At 61.5% G+C, this 17,443-nt stretch carries 16 protein-coding genes; all 16 read left to right on the plus strand.

Annotation, left to right across the window (positions count from 1 at the left end):
* Positions 1 to 2 precede the first annotated feature (2 nt).
* The 16 genes from sdhA to lpdA all read left to right on the plus strand — a co-directional run bounded on the left by sdhA (position 3) and on the right by lpdA (position 17,415).
* Positions 3 to 1,859: a succinate dehydrogenase flavoprotein subunit gene (gene sdhA, locus GDN47_RS29315; RefSeq protein WP_112341366.1), complete on the plus strand. Its 1,857-nt coding sequence runs from the start codon at positions 3 to 5 to the stop codon at positions 1,857 to 1,859.
* A gap of 17 nt (positions 1,860 to 1,876) precedes the next feature.
* Complete coding sequence (locus tag GDN47_RS29320; RefSeq protein WP_075853671.1) at positions 1,877 to 2,656, plus strand: succinate dehydrogenase iron-sulfur subunit; 780 nt, start codon at positions 1,877 to 1,879, stop codon at positions 2,654 to 2,656.
* Positions 2,657 to 2,992: 336 nt separating this feature from the next.
* A complete protein-coding gene (locus tag GDN47_RS29325; protein WP_069613433.1) occupies positions 2,993 to 3,520 on the plus strand; it encodes a protease inhibitor Inh/omp19 family protein in 528 nt (175 codons plus the stop codon).
* A gap of 66 nt (positions 3,521 to 3,586) precedes the next feature.
* Positions 3,587 to 4,750, plus strand: a complete 1,164-nt coding sequence (gene zapE, locus GDN47_RS29330; RefSeq protein ID WP_152094808.1) for a cell division protein ZapE — start codon at positions 3,587 to 3,589, stop codon at positions 4,748 to 4,750.
* Positions 4,751 to 4,930: 180 nt separating this feature from the next.
* Positions 4,931 to 5,893 carry a malate dehydrogenase gene (mdh, locus tag GDN47_RS29335; protein ID WP_069613384.1) on the plus strand — a complete coding sequence of 321 codons (963 nt, stop codon included), beginning with the start codon at positions 4,931 to 4,933 and terminating at the stop codon, positions 5,891 to 5,893.
* Positions 5,894 to 5,920: 27 nt separating this feature from the next.
* Positions 5,921 to 7,114 (plus strand): ADP-forming succinate--CoA ligase subunit beta, encoded by a 1,194-nt coding sequence (gene sucC, locus GDN47_RS29340; RefSeq protein WP_113330702.1) that lies wholly within the window; start codon positions 5,921 to 5,923, stop codon positions 7,112 to 7,114.
* Positions 7,115 to 7,119: 5 nt separating this feature from the next.
* On the plus strand, positions 7,120 to 7,611 hold the full coding sequence (locus GDN47_RS29345) for a DUF1579 family protein (RefSeq protein WP_113330701.1): 492 nt from the start codon (positions 7,120 to 7,122) through the stop codon (positions 7,609 to 7,611).
* Positions 7,612 to 7,623: 12 nt separating this feature from the next.
* A complete protein-coding gene (gene sucD, locus GDN47_RS29350) occupies positions 7,624 to 8,526 on the plus strand; it encodes a succinate--CoA ligase subunit alpha (RefSeq protein ID WP_095432963.1) in 903 nt (300 codons plus the stop codon).
* A 175-nt stretch (positions 8,527 to 8,701) separates the two neighbouring features.
* Entirely contained in the window at positions 8,702 to 11,686 is a 2,985-nt protein-coding gene (locus tag GDN47_RS29355) for a 2-oxoglutarate dehydrogenase E1 component (protein ID WP_145636094.1), read from the plus strand.
* An 11-nt stretch (positions 11,687 to 11,697) separates the two neighbouring features.
* The gene (locus GDN47_RS29360) at positions 11,698 to 12,024 is read left to right on the plus strand and encodes a YciI family protein (protein ID WP_113330699.1); all 327 of its coding nucleotides are present in this window, start codon (positions 11,698 to 11,700) and stop codon (positions 12,022 to 12,024) included.
* Positions 12,025 to 12,048: 24 nt separating this feature from the next.
* Positions 12,049 to 13,284: a 2-oxoglutarate dehydrogenase complex dihydrolipoyllysine-residue succinyltransferase gene (gene odhB, locus GDN47_RS29365; protein WP_152094809.1), complete on the plus strand. Its 1,236-nt coding sequence runs from the start codon at positions 12,049 to 12,051 to the stop codon at positions 13,282 to 13,284.
* Between the two features lie 15 nt (positions 13,285 to 13,299).
* Complete coding sequence (locus GDN47_RS29370; RefSeq protein WP_145636099.1) at positions 13,300 to 14,049, plus strand: DUF4241 domain-containing protein; 750 nt, start codon at positions 13,300 to 13,302, stop codon at positions 14,047 to 14,049.
* Positions 14,046 to 14,573, plus strand: a complete 528-nt coding sequence (locus GDN47_RS29375; RefSeq protein ID WP_233790188.1) for a hypothetical protein — start codon at positions 14,046 to 14,048, stop codon at positions 14,571 to 14,573. The genes GDN47_RS29370 and GDN47_RS29375 overlap by 4 nt, the downstream gene beginning before the upstream one ends.
* Positions 14,570 to 15,325: an SDR family oxidoreductase gene (locus tag GDN47_RS29380; RefSeq protein WP_145636101.1), complete on the plus strand. Its 756-nt coding sequence runs from the start codon at positions 14,570 to 14,572 to the stop codon at positions 15,323 to 15,325. The genes GDN47_RS29375 and GDN47_RS29380 overlap by 4 nt, the downstream gene beginning before the upstream one ends.
* A 17-nt stretch (positions 15,326 to 15,342) precedes the next feature.
* Positions 15,343 to 15,981 carry a LysE family translocator gene (locus tag GDN47_RS29385; protein WP_145636103.1) on the plus strand — a complete coding sequence of 213 codons (639 nt, stop codon included), beginning with the start codon at positions 15,343 to 15,345 and terminating at the stop codon, positions 15,979 to 15,981.
* A 27-nt stretch (positions 15,982 to 16,008) separates the two neighbouring features.
* Complete coding sequence (gene lpdA / locus GDN47_RS29390) at positions 16,009 to 17,415, plus strand: dihydrolipoyl dehydrogenase (RefSeq protein WP_145636105.1); 1,407 nt, start codon at positions 16,009 to 16,011, stop codon at positions 17,413 to 17,415.
* Positions 17,416 to 17,443 lie beyond the last annotated feature (28 nt).

Genomic DNA, 17,443 nt, shown 5'->3' on the forward strand with positions numbered 1-17,443 from the left:
TCATGGCACCGAACTCATCCGCTCAGAATGGGCCCGCCCAGAACGGGAAAGCCTACAAGTATATCGACCACTCCTATGACGTGATCGTCGTCGGCGCCGGCGGCGCCGGCCTGCGCGCCACGCTCGGCATGGCCGAACAGGGCTTCCGCACCGCCTGCATCACCAAGGTCTTCCCCACCCGTTCGCACACCGTCGCAGCCCAGGGCGGCATTGCCGCCTCGCTGCAGAACATGACGCCGGACAGCTGGCAGTGGCATCTATACGACACCGTCAAGGGCTCCGACTGGCTCGGCGACGTCGACGCCATGCAGTACATGGTCATGGAAGCGCCGAAGGCCGTCTACGAACTCGAGCATTACGGCGTGCCCTTCTCGCGCAACGAAGAAGGCAAGATCTATCAGCGCCCGTTCGGCGGCCACATGCAGAATTTCGGCGAGGGACCGCCGGTGCAGCGCACCTGTGCCGCCGCCGACCGTACGGGCCACGCCATCCTGCACACGCTCTACGGCCAGTCGCTGCGCAACAATGCGGAATTCTTCATCGAGTATTTTGCACTCGACCTCATCATGTCCGATGACGGCAGCCGTTGCACCGGCGTCGTCGCCTGGTGCCTCGATGACGGCACGATCCATCGCTTCGCCGCCAAGATGGTGGTGCTGGCGACCGGCGGCTATGGCCGCGCCTATTTCTCGGCGACCTCCGCCCATACCTGCACCGGCGACGGTGGCGGCATGGTGGCCCGCGCCGGCCTGCCGCTGCAGGATATGGAATTCGTTCAGTTCCATCCGACCGGTATCTACGGTTCGGGCTGCCTGATCACCGAAGGCGCACGCGGCGAAGGCGGTTATCTCGTCAATTCCGAGGGCGAGCGCTTCATGGAACGCTATGCGCCGTCGGCGAAGGACCTTGCCTCGCGTGACGTCGTTTCGCGCTGCATGACGCTTGAGATCCGCGAGGGCCGCGGCGTCGGCAAGAACAAGGATCACATCTTCCTACATCTCGACCATCTCGATCCGGCCGTGCTGCACGAGCGCCTGCCGGGCATCTCCGAGAGCGCGCGCATCTTCGCTGGCGTCGATGTGACCCGCGATCCGATCCCGGTCCTGCCGACCGTTCACTACAATATGGGCGGCATTCCCACGAACTATTGGGGCGAAGTGCTGAATGCCGACAGCAGCAATCCCGAGCGCGTGCTGCCGGGCCTGATGGCCGTCGGCGAAGCCGGCTGCGCATCGGTGCACGGCGCCAATCGCCTCGGCTCCAACTCGCTGATCGACCTCGTGGTCTTCGGCCGTGCTGCGGCCATCCGCGCCGGCCAGGTCATCGACCGCAACAGCCCGGTTCCCCCTGTGAATGTCGCCGCCTGCGACAAGATCATGGAGCGCTTCGATCGCCTGCGCCATGCCAGCGGCTCGACGCCGACGGCGGCACTGCGCGAGAAGATGCAGCGCGCCATGCAGGAAGATGCCGCCGTGTTCCGTACCCAGGAATCGCTGGAATCCGGCTGCCGCCGCCTGTCGGAGATCTGGAAGGAATTGCCCGATATCAAGGTCACCGACCGCTCGCTGATCTGGAATTCCGACCTTGTCGAGACGCTGGAGCTGCACAATCTGATGGCCAATGCCATCACGACCATCTATGGCGCCGAGGCTCGCAAGGAAAGCCGCGGCTCGCATGCCCGCGAGGACTATACCGAGGGCAAGTTTGCCGGCCGCGACGACGAGAACTGGCGCAAGCATACGCTTGCCTGGGTCAACGAGGCAGGCGACGTGAAGCTCGACTATCGTCCGGTTCACACCGACCTGATCGCCGAAGGCATCGATCCGCACAAGATCGAGCCGAAGGCACGCGTGTATTGATCTGAGAGGAACTGACCATGGTTGAACTCGCTCTCCCCAAGAACTCTCAGATGCGCGAAGGCAAGGTCTGGCCGAAGCCGGTCGGCGCCAAGAACACGCGCGAATTCCGCGTCTATCGCTGGAGCCCGGATGACGGCCAGAACCCGAGCATCGATACCTATTACATCGATGTCGACGATTGCGGCCCGATGGTGCTCGACGGTCTGCTTTACATCAAGAACAAGATCGACCCGACGCTGACGCTGCGCCGCTCCTGTCGCGAAGGCATTTGCGGCTCCTGCGCGATGAACATCGACGGCACCAACACGCTCGCCTGCACCAAGGGTCTGGATGAGATCAAGGGCACCGTGAAGATCTATCCGCTGCCGCATATGCCCGTCGTCAAGGACCTCGTGCCTGACCTGACGAACTTCTATGCCCAGCATCGCTCGATCGAGCCTTGGCTGAAGACGGTCTCGCCGCCGCCGGCCAAGGAATGGAAGCAGAGCCATGAGGACCGCCTCAAACTCGACGGCCTCTACGAATGCATTCTCTGCGCCTGCTGCTCCACCTCCTGTCCGAGCTACTGGTGGAACGGCGACCGCTACCTCGGCCCGGCTGTGCTGCTGCAGGCCTATCGCTGGCTGATCGATTCCAGAGACGAAGCCAAGGGCGAGCGCCTCGATAACCTCGAGGATCCCTTCCGCCTCTATCGCTGCCATACGATCATGAACTGCGCCCAGACCTGCCCGAAGGGTCTGAACCCGGCCAAGGCGATCGCCGAAATCAAGAAGATGATGGTCGAGCGGCGGGTCTGACCCGCCTTTTGACTACAAATGATGAAAGAATGCTTCGGCAGGTTTTTTGCCGAAGCGCTCGCATAATCCTCTAGATGACATGCGATATCGCTATCGTCGCGCATAGGTATTCAAGAGAGCATTGGTGGGAGAGAATGCCGAAATTCTCCGCCTGCGTTCATTTTGAGTGAGGCGCGGTGGATCAGCCTTGAAACCACCCGATTCTTGTCCAGCTATGGCCTTCGGCAATTTGTGGCGGTATCGACTTGATTAACCAAAGTGAAATACGATAATTCGGACATCATTAAATATCACTTTGTCGATGTCAGCAGTGGACAATCATTTAGGAGTGTGATGATGCAGTTTAGATATGCAGTGACGGCTGCGGCGATTGGCCTGTCGCTTGCCGGTTGCCAGCGCACGGCATACAATAACGACAGTTATTCGTCTCCGGCGCCACTGCAGGCTCAGCCTGTTCCTTCCGTCCAATCCAGCCAGCTTCCGCCTCCCGGCGCCGGTAACGGCTCGCAATTCCCAGCGGCGCCGGCGAGCGCACCGAATGCAGCCAATCCGGCGCAGCAGCAGGCGATGGCGGCTTCGGCCATGGATGTCACGAAAGAATCGATGGTCGGCAGCTGGAAGGTGAGCAATGGCGGATCGAGCTGCGATATGTTCCTGACATTGACCAACCTCGGCAGCGGTTCGCGCGGCGGTACGCGCGGTTGCGCGGGCGAACTGACCTCGATGGGCTCGTGGGAAGTCTCTGGCAAGCAGGTTCTCCTGAAGAATCGTGACGGCTCGACGATCGGTACGGTCTACAAGACGGCCGATTCGCGTTTTGACGGTTCGACCGCCTCCGGCCAGCCGCTCAGCCTCAGCCGATAAGCTTATTTTGAAAGGGGCAGCAATCCTTCGGGTGCGCCCTTATTTTGCACAGGCGGATATTTCCCCATGCAGCCCATGCCAGATTATTCGATCAGCGTCTGCGAACAGCTGAAGGCGCTGACGGCGTCCGGATCCCTTCAGGTGGATTCGGCACAGATGGATGTGGCGAAAATGCTGGACCGGGTGCTTGCCGATCTCAAGCGCAAGCGGCCCGCCGCAAAATCCAGCGCGCTCGGCTGGATGTTTGCTGCCCGCAAGAAGTCGGTCGAGACGATCAAGGGCCTCTATATTCACGGCAGCGTCGGGCGCGGCAAGACCATGTTGATGGACATGTTCTTCTCGATGGCGCCCTGCCAGAAGAAACGCCGGGCGCATTTCTTCGAGTTCATGACCGATGTGCACAATCGCATCGCGGCGCAGCGGCTGAAATTCAAGAATGGCGAGACCAAGCAGGCCGATCCCATACCACCTGTCGCCGCCGATCTCTATGCCGAAGCCGAACTGCTTTGCTTCGACGAATTCACTGTGACCGACATTGCCGACGCGATGATCCTGTCGCGGCTGTTTTCCGAACTGTTCTCGCTCGGCTGCGTGCTGATCGCCACCTCGAATGTCGAACCCGATAATCTCTATCGCGACGGGCTCAATCGCGGCCTCTTTCTGCCCTTCATCGATCTCCTCAAGAAGCATGTCGATGTGGTGACGCTGGACTCGCCGACCGACTATCGCATGGAGAAGCTGAACAGCCAGCCCGTCTATCTGACGCCGCTGGACCAGCGCACCGACATGGCGATGGATGCCTCCTGGATGCAGGCGCTGCATGGGCGCAAGGCGCAGCCGATGGAGATCCAGATGAAGGGGCGCTCCATCTATGTGCCTCTGGCCGTCGACCGCATGGCGCGGTTCTCCTTTGCCGATCTCTGCGACGCGCCGCTCGGGCCTGCCGATTTCCTCGCCATCGCCGAACGGTTCGATACGATCTTCCTCGATCGCGTGCCGAAGCTCGGGCCGGACAAGCGCAACCAGACGAAGCGTTTTATCATTCTGATCGACACGCTCTACGATCATAATATCCGTCTCTACATCTCCGCGGCTGCCATGCCGGAAGATCTGCTCGAGGAGCGGCGGGGGACAGAAGGCTTCGAATTCGACCGCACGGCATCGCGGCTTTTCGAGATGCGGAGCGCCGAATATCTGGCTCAGACTCCGGCCAGGCGTGCCGCCGAGTAACAATTCGGTGACAGAGTGTCTTACGTTTACGTAAGAATTTTTCGATCTAACCGATTGAAATTCCTGATCTCAAAATAATCAATTGCCAATTTCGGCCTTTGGGTCTATGCGATTGGCGGCTATTGTGGATGCCTGTCACGGTGTCCTGCCACGGATTTTGATCGCAAAGGATACACCGAAATGGCGCGCAACAAGATCGCACTTATTGGTTCTGGCATGATTGGTGGCACGCTGGCGCATCTCGCCGGCCTGAAGGAACTGGGCGACATCGTCCTGTTCGACATCGCGGACGGCATTCCTCAGGGCAAGGGTCTCGACATTGCCCAGTCTTCTCCGGTCGAAGGCTTCGACGCCAATCTCACGGGCGCCAGCGACTATTCCGCGATCGAAGGCGCTGACGTCTGCATCGTCACGGCAGGCGTTCCCCGCAAGCCGGGCATGAGCCGCGACGATCTTCTCGGCATCAACCTCAAGGTCATGGAACAGGTCGGCGCCGGCATCAAGAAGTATGCCCCGAATGCTTTCGTGATCTGCATCACCAATCCGCTCGACGCCATGGTCTGGGCGCTGCAGAAATTCTCAGGCCTGCCGACCAACAAGGTCGTGGGCATGGCTGGCGTGCTCGATAGCTCGCGCTTCCGCCTCTTCCTCGCCAAGGAATTCAACGTATCGGTCGAAGACGTCACGGCTTTCGTTCTCGGCGGCCACGGCGACTCGATGGTTCCGCTCGCCCGCTACTCCACCGTTGCCGGCATCCCGCTGACGGATCTCGTCAACATGGGCTGGCTGACCGCCGAGCGCCTCGAAGAAATCATCCAGCGCACCCGTGACGGCGGCGCCGAGATCGTCGGCCTGCTCAAGACCGGTTCCGCTTACTACGCTCCGGCCGCGTCCGCCATCGCCATGGCCGAGTCCTACCTCAAGGACAAGAAGCGCGTCCTGCCCTGCGCCGCGCACCTCGATGGCCAGTACGGCGTCAAGGACATGTATGTCGGCGTTCCCACCGTCATCGGTGCCGGCGGCATCGAGCGCGTCATCGAAATCGACCTGAACAAGGCTGAAAAGGAAGCCTTCGACAAGTCGGTCGCAGCCGTTGCGGGTCTTTGCGAAGCCTGCGCCACGATCGCGCCGTCGCTGAAGTAATTTCCGCGTTCCAACAGGGATAGACCCATGAACATTCATGAATACCAGGCTAAGGCGCTGCTGAAGAGCTATGGCGCACCCGTCGCGGACGGCGTTGCCATCTTCTCCGCCGATGAAGCCGCTGCTGCTGCCAAACAGCTTCCAGGCCCACTTTACGTCGTCAAGAGCCAGATTCACGCTGGCGGCCGCGGCAAGGGCAAGTTCAAGGAACTCGGCCCAGACGCCAAGGGCGGCGTTCGCCTCGCCAAGTCCGTTGACGACGTTGTCGCCAACGCCAAGGACATGCTCGGCAATACGCTGGTGACCAAGCAGACCGGCCCGGCCGGCAAGCAGGTCAACCGCCTCTACATCGAAGACGGCGCCGACATCGACCGCGAACTTTACCTCTCGATCCTGGTCGACCGTTCCGTCGGTCAGGTTGCCTTCGTCGTTTCGACCGAAGGAGGCATGGACATCGAGACCGTTGCGCATGACACGCCGGAAAAGATCATCACCGTCGCTATCGACCCGTCGACGGGTGTGACGGCTGCCAACACGGCTGCTCTTTCCGACGCGCTGAAGCTTGAGGGCGCTGCCCGCGAAGATGCCGCCAAGCTCTTCCCGATCCTCTACAAGGCCTTCGTCGAGAAGGACATGGCGCTCCTCGAAGTCAACCCGCTGATCGTCATGACCAACGGCCGCCTTCGCGTTCTCGACGCCAAGGTTTCCTTCGACGGCAACGCGCTCTTCCGTCATGAAGACATCCGCGCGCTGCGCGATACGACCGAAGAAGACGAGAAGGAAATCCAGGCCCACGAATACGATCTCGCCTATGTCGCCCTCGACGGCAACATCGGCTGCATGGTCAACGGCGCCGGTCTCGCCATGGCAACCATGGACATCATCAAGCTCTACGGCGCTGAGCCGGCGAATTTCCTCGATGTCGGCGGCGGCGCTTCCAAGGAAAAGGTCACGGCCGCCTTCAAGATCATCACTGCCGATCCGGCTGTCCAGGGCATTCTGGTCAACATCTTCGGCGGCATCATGAAGTGCGACGTCATTGCCGAAGGCGTGCTCGCAGCCGTCAAGGAAGTCGGTCTGAAGGTTCCTCTCGTCGTTCGCCTCGAAGGCACCAATGTCGAGCTCGGCAAGAAGATCATCAACGAATCCGGTCTCAACGTCATCTCCGCAGATGACCTGGACGATGCCGCCCAGAAGATCGTGAAGGCAGTCAAGGGCTGATCGGGATGGCTGCTTCCTTCGCTCCAACGGCTGCTCATCTCCGCCTCGGTGCCTTTGCCGGCACCTGGGAAGGGGAAGAGCATGTCGCGGCCTCGGCCTGGACGAAGGAAGGCACGGCAACCGCGCGGCTCACGGCCGAGTGTCTGTTCGGCGGATTTTTCGTCGAACAGCGCTACGTGCAGACGCGCGATGGCGAAACCTCGTTCGAAGCCCGGAATATTCTCGGCTTCGACGGAGCGGATCAGGCCTACAAGCTCTATCAGTTCGATACGGTGGGCTTTGTGCCCGCCGCGCCGGCTTCCGGCGAATGGATCGACGACAAGCTTGTCCTGACCCGAGTTTCGCCGCGCGGTGCGCAACGCACTCTCTTCCAGTTCGAAAATGAAGACTGCTACCGCATGGGCGTCACGTTCTCGCCCGCCGGCAGCGATACATGGCAGGAGGTCGTCAGCGGCTTGTACCGTCGCGTTGCCTCCGCGTCTTCCAACCTCTCGTAACAAAGGCCTCGCATGTCTATTCTCATCAACAAAGACACCAAGGTTCTGGTTCAGGGCCTGACCGGCAAGACCGGCACTTTCCACACTGAACAGGCGCTCGCCTATCACGGCACGAAGATGGTCGGCGGTATCCACCCTTCCAAGGGCGGTGAAACCTGGACCGGCAAGGACGGCGAAAAGCTGCCGATCTTCAAGTCCGTCGCCGAAGGCAAGGATGCGACCGGCGCTAACGCCTCGGTCATCTACGTGCCGCCGGCAGGCGCCGCAGCCGCGATCCTCGAAGCGATCGACGCCGAGATCCCGCTCATCGTCTGCATCACGGAAGGCATTCCGGTTGCCGACATGGTCAAGGTCAAGGATCGTCTGATCAAGTCGAAGTCGCGCCTGATCGGTCCGAACTGCCCGGGCGTGCTCACTCCGAACGAATGCAAGATCGGCATCATGCCGGGCTCCATCTTCAAGAAGGGCTCCGTCGGCGTTCTCTCGCGTTCCGGCACTCTGACCTACGAAGCTGTGTTCCAGACCACCAATGAAGGCCTCGGCCAGACGACGGCTGTCGGCATCGGCGGCGATCCGGTCAAGGGTACCGAATTCATCGACGTCCTCGAGATGTTCCTCGCCGACGACGAAACCAAGTCGATCATCATGATCGGCGAAATCGGCGGTTCGGCTGAAGAAGACGCCGCACAGTTCCTCAAGGACGAAGCCAAGAAGGGCCGCAAGAAGCCGATGGTCGGCTTCATCGCCGGCCGCACGGCACCTCCCGGCCGCACGATGGGCCATGCTGGCGCCGTCATTTCCGGCGGCAAGGGTGGCGCGGAAGACAAGATCGCAGCGATGGAATCGGCAGGCATCCGCGTGTCGCCGTCGCCGGCGCGTCTCGGCAAGACGTTGGTGGAAGTCCTGAAGGGCTGAGCCTACCTATAGCAAGGCCGGACGGGGCGGCAGTCGCCTTGTCCCGTCCGGTTTCAGAATTCACAAGTGCATACCGACGGCCTTGATGGCCTCAGACGAAATACGGTCGCCGGGAACCCGAAAACCGGCAATGCAAACAAGTTGGGAGACGGGCGAGAGCGCCCGCAGATTCACCATGGCAAGGCAAGAAGCCAACGAGCAATTTCAGATCACCTCGTTCCTGGATGGCGCCAATGCTGCCTATATCGAGCAGCTCTACGCGCGCTACGAGGACAATCCTTCATCGGTCTCCGACGAGTGGCGGTCGTTCTTCAAGGCGCTCGAGGATAGTCCCGACGATGTGAAGAAGGCGGCCAAGGGCGCTTCCTGGCAGCGCAAGAACTGGCCGATCCCGGCAAAGGGCGATCTCGTCTCCGCGCTCGATGGCGACTGGGGCGTTGTCGAAAAGGTCATCGAAACCAAGCTGAAGGCCAAGGCCGAAACCGCCGGAGCGCCGGCGAGCGCGACCGACGTCCTGCAGGCGACGCGCGATTCCGTCCGCGCCATCATGATGATCCGCGCCTATCGCATGCGCGGTCATCTGCATGCCAAGCTCGATCCGCTCGGCATTGCGGCCCCGGTCGAAGACTACAAGGAACTGTCGCCGGAAGCTTACGGCTTCACCGAGGCCGACCTCGACCGTAAGATCTTCATCGACAACGTGCTCGGCCTCGAATTCGCGACCATTCGCGAGATGATCGAGATCCTTGAGCGCACCTACTGCTCCACCCTCGGCGTCGAATTCATGCACATCTCCAATCCGGAGGAAAAGGCCTGGATTCAGGAGCGCATCGAAGGTCCGGACAAGGGCATCGCCTTCAATCCCGAGCGCAAGAAGGCCATCCTTCAGAAGATTATCGAAGCCGAGGGCTATGAGCAGTTCCTCGACGTCAAATTCAAGGGTACCAAGCGCTTCGGCCTCGACGGCGGTGAGTCGCTGATCCCGGCGCTCGAACAGATCCTCAAGAGCGGCAGCCAGCTCGGTCTTCGCGAAGCCGTGTTCGGCATGGCCCATCGCGGCCGTTTGAACGTGCTCTCCCAGGTCATGGGCAAGCCGCATCGCGCCATCTTCCACGAGTTCAAGGGCGGCTCCTACGCGCCGGACGAAGTCGAAGGCTCGGGTGACGTGAAGTACCATCTCGGGGCCTCCTCGGACCGTGATTTCGACGGCGCCAAGGTGCACGTGTCGCTGACGGCAAACCCGTCGCACCTCGAAATCGTCAATCCCGTGGTCATGGGCAAGGCCCGCGCCAAGCAGGATATGGGCGCCACCCAATGGGACGGCGATATCATCCCGCTGTCCGAGCGCGCCAAGGTCGTGCCGCTGCTCATCCATGGTGACGCGGCTTTCGCCGGCCAGGGCGTCGTTGCCGAAATCCTCGGTCTCTCCGGTCTGCGCGGCCACCGCGTTGCCGGCACGATGCACGTCATCATCAACAACCAGATCGGTTTCACCACCAATCCGGCCTTCTCGCGCTCATCGCCCTATCCGTCCGACGTCGCCAAGATGATCGAGGCACCGATCTTCCACGTCAACGGCGACGACCCGGAAGCGGTTGTTTATGCCGCCAAGATCGCGACCGAATTCCGCATGAAGTTCCACAAGCCGGTCGTGGTCGACCTGTTCTGCTACCGCCGTTACGGCCACAATGAAGGCGATGAGCCGTCCTTCACGCAGCCGAACATGTACAAGGTCATCCGCGCCCACAAGACGGTACTGCAGATCTATTCGCAGCGGCTGATCAGCGAAGGCGTGCTGACCGAAGGCGAAGTCGAGAAGATGAAGGCCGACTGGCGCGCCCATCTCGAGCAGGAGTTCGAGGCCGGCCAGTCCTACAAGCCGAACAAGGCCGACTGGCTCGATGGCGAGTGGTCCGGCCTGCACACGGCCGACAATGCCGACGAGCAGCGCCGCGGCAAGACCGCCGTGCCGATGAAGTCGCTGAAGGAAATCGGCCGCAAGCTGTCGGAAATCCCGGCCGGCTTCCATGCGCACCGCACCATCCAGCGCTTCATGGAAAACCGCGCTAACATGGTGCAGACCGGCGAGGGCATCGATTGGGCGATGGCGGAGGCTCTGGCCTTCGGTTCTCTCGTCGTCGAAGGCCACAAGATCCGCCTGTCCGGTCAGGACTGCGAACGCGGCACCTTCTCGCAGCGCCACTCGGTTCTCTACGATCAGGAGACCGAAGAGCGCTACATTCCGCTCGCCAATCTCTCGCCGACCCAGGCCCGCTACGAAGTCATCAACTCGATGCTCTCGGAAGAGGCGGTTCTCGGCTTCGAATACGGCTACTCGCTTGCCCGTCCGAACGCGCTGACCCTCTGGGAAGCCCAGTTCGGCGACTTCGCCAATGGTGCGCAGGTCGTGTTCGACCAGTTCATCTCGTCGGGTGAACGCAAGTGGCTGCGCATGTCGGGTCTGGTCTGCCTGCTGCCGCATGGCTATGAAGGCCAGGGTCCGGAACACTCCTCGGCTCGCCTGGAACGCTATCTGCAGCTCTGCGCCGAAGACAACATGCAGGTCGCCAACGTCACAACGCCGGCGAACTACTTCCACATTCTGCGCCGTCAGCTGAAGCGCGACTTCCGCAAGCCGCTGATCCTGATGACGCCGAAGTCGCTGCTGCGCCACAAGCGCGCCGTATCGACCCTTGCGGAGATGGCCGGCGAAAGCTCCTTCCATCGCCTGCTCTGGGATGATGCGGAGCTGATCAAGGACAGCCCGATCAAGCTGCAGAAGGACAACAAGATCCGTCGCGTCGTCATCTGCTCGGGCAAGGTCTATTACGATCTGCTGGAAGAGCGTGAGAAGCGCGGCATCGACGATATCTACCTGCTGCGCATCGAACAGCTCTATCCGTTCCCGGCCAAGGCGCTCATCAACGAGCTCAGCCGCTTCCGCAATGCGGAAATGGTCTGGTGCCAGGAAGAGCCGAAGAACATGGGCGCATGGTCCTTCATCGATCCGTATCTGGAATGGGTGCTTGCCCATATCGATGCGAAGTACCAGCGCGTTCGCTACACCGGCCGTCCGGCCGCCGCCTCTCCGGCGACGGGCCTGATGTCCAAGCATCTGTCGCAGCTTGCGGCGTTCCTTGAGGACGCGCTTGGCGGTTGAGGGGTTGCGCGATGGCCTATTTTCATCTGAAACTTGTGCCGCCGCGCCCCAGCTTCCCGCATGACGCCACGGAGGAGGAGATGGCCGCCATGCAGCAACACGCCGCCTATTGGCGAGAACATGCGAATGCCGGGACGGCAATTGTCGTCGGCCCGGTCTTCGCGGCCGATGGTGCTTTCGGCGTGGCTGTCGTCGACGTCGAGAATGCCGATGCGGCCAAGTCGCTTGGCGATGCCGATCCCGTCCTACTCGCCGGGCTCGGTTTCCGTATCGAAATCTCGCCGATGCCCTCACTCATTCTCCGGTCCTCTGTCGCCGGAATTCCATCCAACTCATAAAGACGAAAAATCAGGATTTGAACAATGGCCACTGAAATCCGCGTTCCTACCCTCGGCGAATCCGTCAGCGAAGCGACCGTCGGTACCTGGTTCAAGAAGGTCGGCGATGCCATCAAGGCCGATGAGCCGCTTCTCGAACTTGAAACCGACAAGGTGACGATCGAAGTTCCGGCGCCTGCTGCCGGCACGCTTTCCGAAATCGTTGCCCAGGCCGGCGAAACCGTGGGTCTCGGTGCGCTGCTCGGCCAGATCTCCGCCGGCAACGGCGCTGCTGCCGCTCCGGCACAGGCTGCCGCTGCTGCTGCTCCGGCACCCGCCGCCGCTGCACCGGTTGCCGCTCCCGCCGTTTCCGCTCCGGCTTCCTCCATGCCGCCGGCGCCTGCTGCCGGCAAGCTGCTTGCCGAACACAACCTTTCCGCCGATCAGGTCGAAGGCAGCGGCAAGCGCGGCCAGGTCCTGAAGGGTGACGTGATCGCTGCCGTTGCCAAGGCTGCATCGGCTCCCGCCGCCGCACCGGCAGCACCTGTTGCCGCCCGCGCGCCGACCGCTGTCGAGGACGTCAACCGCGAAGAGCGCGTGAAGATGACGCGCCTGCGTCAGACGATCGCCAAGCGCCTCAAGGATGCGCAGAATACCGCTGCCATGCTTACCACCTACAACGAGGTGGACATGAAGGCCGTCATGGACCTGCGCAACAAGTACAAGGACATCTTCGAGAAGAAGCATGGCGTGAAGCTCGGCTTCATGGGCTTCTTCACCAAGGCCGTCACGCATGCGCTGAAGGAACTGCCTGCTGTCAACGCCGAGATCGACGGCACCGACATCATCTACAAGAACTACTGCCACGTCGGCATGGCCGTCGGCACCGACAAGGGTCTTGTCGTTCCCGTCATCCGCGATGCAGATCAGATGTCGATCGCGGAAGTCGAGAAGGAGCTTGGCCGTCTGGCGAAGGCCGCTCGCGATGGTACGCTGGCGATGGCCGACATGCAGGGCGGCACCTTCACCATTACCAATGGCGGCGTCTATGGTTCGCTGATGTCATCGCCGATCCTCAATGCGCCGCAGTCGGGCATTCTCGGCATGCACAAGATCCAGGAGCGTCCGGTCGCCATCGGCGGCCAGGTCGTCATCCGTCCGATGATGTATCTGGCGCTCTCCTACGATCACCGCATCGTCGACGGCAAGGAAGCGGTTACCTTCCTCGTACGCGTCAAGGAAAGCCTGGAAGATCCGGAACGTCTCGTTCTCGATCTCTAAGGGGAGCGTTGGATCATGTCGACATGGCCCATGCGGACGCTGCGCGGATTGCTATGCGCCGTCGCCGCATGGGTGCCATCCTCCGCCGGCGCGGCGGAGTTCGACATTTCCAAGCTCAGCAGCAATCTCGATCTGGCGTCGCTTGGCGACGCCGATCTTGCCGCCCGCTCGATCAACATACTGCGCATCGGCAAGGTGGAACTGACCTCCGGGCGCATCGTCGCCAGCGACCCGCTCGTCGGGCCTGACCGAGCGGCATTTACCCGCACTGTTTCTCCCGGCGATTATCCCGTTACCTTGTATCAAGCCTTCGGCCGTATCGCTGCCGCCAGCATGCGTTTTGCCGAGGGCAAGCCGGTGCGCTGGGAATTGGCGGTGGTCCCCGGTCAGGATATCAATTCGCTGAAGAATGATGAGTTCTTCGGTTATCCCGTCGATGCCGGCTTCGGTTGCTACATGGATGCCGAGACTTATGCGCTGATCCAGGAGCGCGAAAAGCAGGTCCAGGAAGAGAAGGCGTCCTCGGATATCAACTACTATGATGACGTTCTGGCGTCCGAGCTGCAGCCGAATAACGACGACTATGCCCTGCATCGGCCCGTATCGGGCAAACGCGGGAATGTCGCCGTTTTTTCGAGCGGCTGGGGTGATGGCTTCTATCCGGTGTTCTGGGGGCTGGATGCCGCTGGCAGGCCGCTGGTTCTGTTCACCGATTTCGGCGTCATGGAAAATGCCGACGGCCGGCGCGAGCCGGGAGGGCAATGATGATGCCGATCGCAACCACGATGAACCGACTGGCCTCGATGCCTTGGATAATGCTGGCCTGCGCGGTCAATCCCGTGCCTGCCTATGCGGAAGAATGCGTGCAGGAAAAGGCTGTCTATGTCGATATGGACAATGCCTATGAGCTGCGCTTCGAGCCCATGGGCTCGGAATCATCCGTCAGCAACAGATTCAAGCTCGCAGTGCGCAACACCAATATCGTGGCCGATGGGATCGTGATGCGCACAGACGACCATCTGCGCGCCGATGGGCGGATCATGTTCGAATGTCCTGAAGGGGATGTAACGGGAGCCGACCTCAGGGCCTGCACCGTGTGGCAGGGCATGGTCTATGCCTCGGATCTGAAAGGCCATATCCGCGCATTGCCGGGAGAAGGCGAGAGCGCGGCGGATCGGCTGTTCCTGCCGGCGCTCGGCCCCTCGATCCAGAAGTCGTCCCTCTGGGGCAAGGGTAAGGCAACTATCGCGCCGTGGGATGTCCTTAGTCTGAAAGGATGCAATCAATGACCGACGATGCACCTGTTCTTCTCGTGACCGGCGGCAGCCGCGGCATCGGTGCCGCGGTTTGTCTGGCAGCCGCTCAGCATGGCTGGGCCGTTGCGGTCAATTATGCATCCAACAAGGATGCGGCCGAGGCTGTGGTGGGGACGATCGTTGACGCCGGCGGCCAGGCGACCGCAGTTGCCGGCGATGTCGGCAAGCCCGAGGATATCAAAGCCATCTTCGCCAAGGTCGACGCGCATTTCGGCCGCATCGACGGGCTCGTCAACAATGCCGGCATCGTCGATGTCATCCAGCGCCTGGATGAAATGACGCCGGAGCGGATCGACCGCATGTTTCGCATCAATGTCACCGGTTCGATGCTGGCGGCGGCCGAAGCCGTGCGCCGCATGTCGACCCGGCATGGCGGCAAGGGCGGAGTGATCGTCAACGTCTCCTCCATGGCGGCGACGCTTGGCGGTGGCGGGCAATATGTCGACTATGCCGCTTCCAAGGGCGCGATCGATACGTTCACTGTCGGGCTTGCACGCGAGGTGGCGGCGGAAGGCATTCGGGTGAATGCGGTGCGGCCCGGCATCATCGATACCGATATCCACGCGGCCGCCGGACTGCCGGATCGGGCGCGCGATATCGCGCCGCAATTGCCGATGAAGCGCTCGGGAACGGCTGATGAGGTCGCGGATGCCATCCTCTACCTGCTGAGCCCGCATGCATCCTATATAACCGGTGCCGTGCTCGACGTGAGCGGCGGTCGCTGATCGGAAAGGGACGATAGATGCCATATATTCTCGAATTCCTCGGCCTGATGGCGGTGTTCTCGATCTTCATCGTTATTCCGGGCGCCGATTTTGCCGTGATCCTGCGCCAGAGCATCGTGCATGGCCGCCGCGCGGCCATGATGACGGGCCTTGGCATGGGCTTCTCGCTGCTCTTCCACATCAGCTACACCATTCTCGGCCTGGGCCTGATCGTGTCGCAGTCGCTAATGCTGTTCAGCCTGATCAAATGGGCAGGCGTGGCCTATCTCGTCTATCTCGGCTTCAAGTCCTTCCGCCAATCCGGCTTTCAGGTGAAGGATGTCGAGATCACCGAGGAAGATTGCAAGCCGGTTTCCGTCTGGCGCTGCCTGGCCACGGGCTTCATCACCAATGCGTTGAACCCGAAGCCGGTGCTGTTCTTCCTGTCGCTGTTTTCGACGCTCGTCCATCACGATACGCCGGCGCTCATCCAGTTCAGCTACGGCATCGGCATGGCGGCAGCGCTCGTTGCCTGGTTTGCCGGCGTTTCCACCTTCTTCACCGTCAAGCCGGTGCGCGATCGTTTCATCGCCTCAGGCAAATGGTTCAACCGCATCACCGGAGCGGCGCTTGTCGGCTTCGGCATCCGCCTCGCCTTGGCACGGGCGACTGACTAACAAAGATACAAACAAGGAAATTAAAACATGTCCTACGATGTGATCATTATCGGAACCGGCCCCGGCGGCTATGTCTGCGCAGTCAAGGCAGCGCAGCTCGGCCTGAAGGTCGCGGTCGTCGAAAAGCGCGCGACCTATGGCGGCACCTGCCTCAATGTCGGCTGCATCCCGTCCAAGGCGCTGCTGCACGCTTCCGAAGTGTTCCATCATGCCGGCCATGGCATGGATACCCTCGGCGTCGAAGTCGCCGCTCCGAAGCTCAATCTTGAAAAGATGCTGGCGCACAAGGATGCAACGGTTAAGTCGAACGTCGACGGCGTCGCCTTCCTCTTCAAGAAGAACAAGATCGATGCCTTCCAGGGCACCGGCAAGATCGTTTCGGCCGGCAAGGTTTCCGTCACGGCCGAAGACGGCAAGGTGACCGAGATCGAAGGCAAGAATATCGTCATCGCCACCGGCTCCGACGTTGCCGGCATTCCGGGCGTTCCGCTTGAGATCGACGAGAAGGTCATCATCTCCTCGACCGGTGGCATCGCGCTCGACAAGGTGCCGGGCAAGATGATCGTGGTCGGCGGCGGCGTCATCGGCCTCGAGCTCGGCTCGGTCTGGTCGCGCCTCGGCGCCAAGGTCACCGTCGTCGAATATCTCGACACCATCCTCGGCGGCATGGACGGCGAAGTCTCCAAGCAGTTCCAGCGCATGCTTGCCAAGCAGGGTCTTGAGTTCCATCTCGGCGCCAAGGTCGTCGGCGTGGAAAAAACCGGCAATGGCGCGAAGGTCACCTTCGAGCCGGTCAAGGGCGGCGACAAGGTCGTGCTCGATGCCGATGTCGTTCTCGTCGCCACCGGCCGCAAGCCCTACACGGCAGGCCTCGGCCTCGAAGAAGCAGGCGTGGCGCTCGATAATCGCGGCCGCGTCGAGATCGACGGTCACTTCAAGACCAACGTCGCCGGCATCTATGCTATCGGCGACGTCGTAAAGGGTCCGATGCTCGCCCACAAGGCGGAAGATGAGGGCGTGGCGCTTGCGGAAATCCTCGCTGGCCAGGCCGGCCATGTGAACTACGACGTCATCCCGAGCGTCGTCTATACGCAGCCGGAAGTCGCCTCCGTCGGCAAGACCGAGGAAGAGCTGAAGGCTGCAGGCATCGCCTACAAGGTCGGCAAGTTCCCGTTCTCCGCCAACGGCCGCGCCCGCGCCATGCTGGCGACGGACGGTTTCGTCAAGATCCTCGCCGACAAGGAAACCGATCGCGTGCTCGGCGGCCATATCGTCGGCTTCGGCGCCGGCGAGATGATCCACGAGATCGCCGTGCTGATGGAATTCGGCGGCTCGTCGGAGGATCTCGGCCGCACCTGCCACGCGCATCCCACAATGTCGGAAGCTGTCAAGGAAGCCGCGCTCGCGACCTTCTTCAAGCCGATCCATATGTAAGATTGGACCGTCCCGGCGTGACAAGCGC

It is taken from the genome of Martinezella dioscoreae (genome assembly GCF_009176305.1).
In the GTDB taxonomy this organism is placed as follows: Bacteria; Pseudomonadota; Alphaproteobacteria; order Rhizobiales; family Rhizobiaceae; genus Rhizobium; species Rhizobium dioscoreae.

Bases quoted from the DNA above. Each gene is read 5' to 3' on its own strand.
- sdhA (WP_112341366.1), top strand. From the start codon at position 3: ATGGCACCGAACTCATCCGCTCAGAATGGGCCCGCCCAGAACGGGAAA.
- GDN47_RS29320 (WP_075853671.1), top strand. From the start codon at position 1,877: ATGGTTGAACTCGCTCTCCCCAAGAACTCTCAGATGCGCGAAGGCAAG.
- GDN47_RS29325 (WP_069613433.1), top strand. From the start codon at position 2,993: ATGCAGTTTAGATATGCAGTGACGGCTGCGGCGATTGGCCTGTCGCTT.
- zapE (WP_152094808.1), top strand. From the start codon at position 3,587: ATGCAGCCCATGCCAGATTATTCGATCAGCGTCTGCGAACAGCTGAAG.
- mdh (WP_069613384.1), top strand. From the start codon at position 4,931: ATGGCGCGCAACAAGATCGCACTTATTGGTTCTGGCATGATTGGTGGC.
- sucC (WP_113330702.1), top strand. From the start codon at position 5,921: ATGAACATTCATGAATACCAGGCTAAGGCGCTGCTGAAGAGCTATGGC.
- GDN47_RS29345 (WP_113330701.1), top strand. From the start codon at position 7,120: ATGGCTGCTTCCTTCGCTCCAACGGCTGCTCATCTCCGCCTCGGTGCC.
- sucD (WP_095432963.1), top strand. From the start codon at position 7,624: ATGTCTATTCTCATCAACAAAGACACCAAGGTTCTGGTTCAGGGCCTG.
- GDN47_RS29355 (WP_145636094.1), top strand. From the start codon at position 8,702: ATGGCAAGGCAAGAAGCCAACGAGCAATTTCAGATCACCTCGTTCCTG.
- GDN47_RS29360 (WP_113330699.1), top strand. From the start codon at position 11,698: ATGGCCTATTTTCATCTGAAACTTGTGCCGCCGCGCCCCAGCTTCCCG.
- odhB (WP_152094809.1), top strand. From the start codon at position 12,049: ATGGCCACTGAAATCCGCGTTCCTACCCTCGGCGAATCCGTCAGCGAA.
- GDN47_RS29370 (WP_145636099.1), top strand. From the start codon at position 13,300: ATGTCGACATGGCCCATGCGGACGCTGCGCGGATTGCTATGCGCCGTC.
- GDN47_RS29375 (WP_233790188.1), top strand. From the start codon at position 14,046: ATGATGATGCCGATCGCAACCACGATGAACCGACTGGCCTCGATGCCT.
- GDN47_RS29380 (WP_145636101.1), top strand. From the start codon at position 14,570: ATGACCGACGATGCACCTGTTCTTCTCGTGACCGGCGGCAGCCGCGGC.
- GDN47_RS29385 (WP_145636103.1), top strand. From the start codon at position 15,343: ATGCCATATATTCTCGAATTCCTCGGCCTGATGGCGGTGTTCTCGATC.
- lpdA (WP_145636105.1), top strand. From the start codon at position 16,009: ATGTCCTACGATGTGATCATTATCGGAACCGGCCCCGGCGGCTATGTC.